At 75.3% G+C, this 3,620-nt stretch carries 4 protein-coding genes; 1 reads left to right on the top strand and 3 read right to left on the bottom strand.

What is annotated here, in order from left to right:
• A partial coding sequence (locus AB0J52_RS32095) for an AMP-binding protein (RefSeq protein ID WP_500186558.1) occupies window positions 1-955 on the top strand: 955 nt, incomplete at its 5' end.
• A 390-nt stretch (window positions 956-1,345) separates the two neighbouring features.
• On the opposite strand, the gene AB0J52_RS32100 is transcribed toward AB0J52_RS32095, so the two are convergent.
• From AB0J52_RS32100 to AB0J52_RS32110, 3 genes are all read right to left on the bottom strand, one after another.
• A complete protein-coding gene (locus tag AB0J52_RS32100) occupies window positions 1,346-2,785 on the bottom strand; it encodes an aldehyde dehydrogenase (RefSeq protein WP_500186559.1) in 1,440 nt (479 codons plus the stop codon).
• A gap of 98 nt (window positions 2,786-2,883) precedes the next feature.
• Window positions 2,884-3,318, bottom strand: coding sequence for a cytidine/deoxycytidylate deaminase family protein (locus tag AB0J52_RS32105; protein ID WP_500186562.1), 435 nt, complete (start codon window positions 3,316-3,318; stop codon window positions 2,884-2,886).
• A partial coding sequence (locus tag AB0J52_RS32110) for a RibD family protein (protein ID WP_500186564.1) occupies window positions 3,311-3,620 on the bottom strand: 310 nt, incomplete at its 5' end. The genes AB0J52_RS32105 and AB0J52_RS32110, both read right to left, overlap by 8 nt.

Here is a 3,620-nt window from a genome sequence, read left to right on the forward strand (position 1 = left end):
CCGGTTCGGCGGCCGCGCGGCGCTGGTCGACCCCGGCCGGCGGATCGGGTTCGGCGCCTTCGCGGCGCTCGTCCCGGCCGCCGCCGCGGGCCTGCACCGGCACGGCGTGCGCCCCGGCGACGTCGGAGCCGTCCAGCTCACCGGCGTCGGAGAGCTCACCCTCGCGGTGCACGCCCTCTGCGCGGCCGGCGCGGTGCCCGCCCCGCTGCCCCTGGACGCGACGGTGGGCGAACTCGCCCGCATGATGACCGAGTGCGGCGCCCGCTTCCTGGTGACGGGAGGGGAGGTCGCCGGAGCGGCCCTCGCCGCCACCGAGCGGTCGTACGTCCGGCAGGCGTTCGCCTTCGGGGAGTACCCCGGGGCGACGTCGTTCGCCCGCCTCGTCGGGGCGGGCGCCGCCGGAGGCACGGCCGCGCGGTGGGGCGAGCAGGCGGCCGCGTGGGGAGACGCGGCCGCCGCCTGGGGGGAGACGGGCGGCGGACCGGCCGGAGAGGGCGCGGGCGCGGGGAACGCCGGCGCGGCCGGGCCGCCGCCGGAAGCCGCCGAACCCGCCCTGCGGCTGTTCGAACCGCCCGTCGACCTCACCCACGCCGACCGCTTCGCCGCGCTGCACCGGCTCGCCGCCGTCACCCGGATCCACTCCGGCGACGTGCTGGTCTGCGGCGTCCGCGAATGCCGCCCGGACGTCCTGCTCGGCCTGTCCGACCTGTGCCTCGCGCACGGCGCGACCCTCGTCGGAGTCCCCGAACCGGAGGTCGCCCCGCTGCTCCACGCCATCGGCGCGCACCGGGCCACCGCCGCGGTCGTCACCCCCGAGAAGCTGCGCGCCCTCACCTTCGACCACGCCCCGGTGCCGGTCCCGGACGTCCGCCTCCTGGTCACCGGCCCCGTCGACCCGGAGGTGGCGCGCGCCTGCCACCACCGCCACGGCTGGAGTCCCGTCCCCGTGACCTGACCCCAGCCCACCGACCACCCTGAGGAGGCCCGCGGCGATTCCGCCCCGCCGCCGGGCCCGCGGGGACGGCCCCGGCCGAACGGGGACCACCGACCAACGGGCGCCCGGTGGTCCCCGTCCGCCCGGGGCCGTCCTCTGCTTACTTGGAGTCCGGCTCCGCCGGGTTCGCCTGGGGCTCACCCGGCGGCCCGGGCTCCCGGGCGAGTGCGGCATCGCTTCGCGATCAAGGGCGAGGGGCGTTCGCCTTCGGCTTCACGCCCCTCGCCCTTGGTCACGCACTCGGGGTGCGGGGTGGGGCTCGCCTTCGGCGTTGGCCCCGGTTGTACGGGCGGTGTTTTGCTCATCGCTTGCCCGGGCGGAAATCGGCGTCCGGGCAAGCGATGCTCCAACTCACTGCTGGTGGGGGCGGGGGATGGCTTTGTGCTCCAGGTACGCGGTGAGGCCCTCGGGGCCGAGTTCTCGGCCGAGGCCGGAGTCTTTGTAGCCGCCGAACGGAGTGTTCGGGTCCAGGACGTAGAGGTTGACGCCGCAGGAGCCGGTGCGGATGCGGCGGGCGACCTCGACGCCGTGGGCCACGTCGGCGGTCCAGACGGAGCCGCCCAGCCCGTAGTCGCTGTCGTTGGCGATGCGGACGGCGTCGTCCTCGGTCTCGTAGGGGATGACGGCGAGGACGGGGCCGAAGATCTCCTCGCGGGCGATGCGCATGTCGTTGGAGACGTCGGCGAAGACGGTGGGGGCGACGTACCAGCCGCGGTCGTGCGGACGGTCCAGGCCGCCCGCGATGAGCTTGGCGCCCTCCTCCTGGCCGATCCGGATGTAGTTCTCGACGCGGTCCTGCTGGCGGCGGGCGACCAGGGGGCCGATCTCGGTGGCGTAGTCGGCCGGGTCGCCGACGGTGAGGGCGGAGACCATCTCGCCCAGCGCGCCCGCGATCTCGTCGTAGCGGCTGCGGGGGGCGAGGATGCGGGTCTGCGCGGCGCACGCCTCGCCGTTGTTCATCAGGGACGCCATCTTGAAGCCCTCGATCGTGGTGCCGAGGTCGGCGTCCTCCAGGACGATCGCGGCGGACTTGCCGCCGAGCTCCAGCGTGGCGGGGCGGAGCAGGCGGCCGCAGGCCTCGCCGATGCTGCGCCCGGCGGCCGTGGAACCGGTGAACGCGACCTTGTCCACGCCGGGATGGGACACCAGGTACGCGCCGACCTCCCGTCCGGCCGGCACGAAGTTCAGCACGCCCTCCGGGACGCCGGCCTCGCGCGCCCACTCGGCCAGCAGGTAGGCGTCGAGTGGCGCCTCGGGGGACGGCTTGGCGACGACGGTGCAGCCCGCGACCAGGGCGGGGGCGAGCTTCAGCATGAGGGTGAACTGCGGGACGTTCCACGGGTAGATCGCGGCGACGACGCCGACCGGCTCGCGGGTGACGGTCACCGGGCCGAGCATGCCGGGGCGCTCGTCCTCCCAGGCGAAGTCCGCGGCGAGGTCGGCGTAGTACTGGAGCACCATCTGCGGGAGCGCGGCCTGGCCGAAGATGGAGAACAGGATCGGCGACCCCATCTCCTCGGTGATCAGGTCGGCCATCTCCTGCTGCCGCTCGGCGTAGATCGCGGACAGGCGGCCGAGGACCTCCGCGCGCTCGGCGGGCGTCATCCGGGGCCACGGCCCGTGGTCGAAGGCGCGCCGGGCGGCCTGGACGGCGCGGTCCATGTCGGCCTCGGTGCCGTCCGGGACGCGGCCGACGACCTCCTCGGTGTGCGGGGAGACCACGTCGATGACACCGGTGCCCGCGGGCGCCGTCCACTCGCCGCCGATGAACAGCCGATCGTGTTCGCGCATGCCGCCTCCCGGTTTGACCGAATGCTTGCTTGGTAGACAGCATCACGGTTCCCCGGGGCGTCCGCAAGAGGAATGAGACGGCGGTCTCGGCGCTCGTCTCAGAGGAGGTGCGCGTTGGGGCGGCGCGCGCGGTCCGCCAGGTCCGCGAGTTCGACGACCTCGACGCCGTGCGCGCGCAGGTGCTCGTCGCCGGTGCCCTCCACGAACAGGGACGGCTCGCGCCACGCGAACACCACGCGGCGGAACCCGGCGGCGACGATCAGCTCGGCGCACGGCCTCGGCCGCGACTTGCGCGCCCCGCACGGCTCCAGGGAGCTGTAGACCGTGGCGCCGGGCGGCGGGTCCGCCGCGAGCTTGGCCAGGGCGGCCTCCTCGGCGTGGTCGTGCGGGTCGGACTCGCGGGAGTGGCCGCGGGCGAGCTCGGTTCCGTCCGGGCCGACGACGACCGCGCCGACCGAGAACGCGGTCGCGGACGGCGGGCAGAGGAGGGCGAGGTCGCAGGCGAGGGCCAGCCAGGACGCGTCGTCAGCCACGGTGCTCTCCGGTCAGGTAGCGGAGCAGGACGAGGTTGCCGACGCGGGTGATCTCCTCCAGCCGCATCGGGCGCCGCGGGGACTGGGGGAACACGCCCGAGCCGACGAACCGTGGCGCGGCCGGGTCACCGAGGAAGAACGGCGCCACGACCAGCTGGAGCTCGTCCACCAGGCCCTGCTGGAGGAACGCGGTGTGGATCGCGCCGCCGCCCTCGACCATCAGCCGCCGCACCCCGCGCCGGGCCAGGTCGGCGAGCATCGCCGGGAAGTGGACGGGGTCGCCGGCGTCCATCACCTCGGCG

Source organism: Spirillospora sp. NPDC049652 (assembly GCF_040675125.1).
GTDB lineage: Bacteria > Actinomycetota > Actinomycetes > Streptosporangiales > Streptosporangiaceae > Spirillospora.

Bases quoted from the DNA above. Each gene is read 5' to 3' on its own strand.
- AB0J52_RS32100 (WP_500186559.1), bottom strand. From the start codon at position 2,785: ATGCGCGAACACGATCGGCTGTTCATCGGCGGCGAGTGGACGGCGCCC.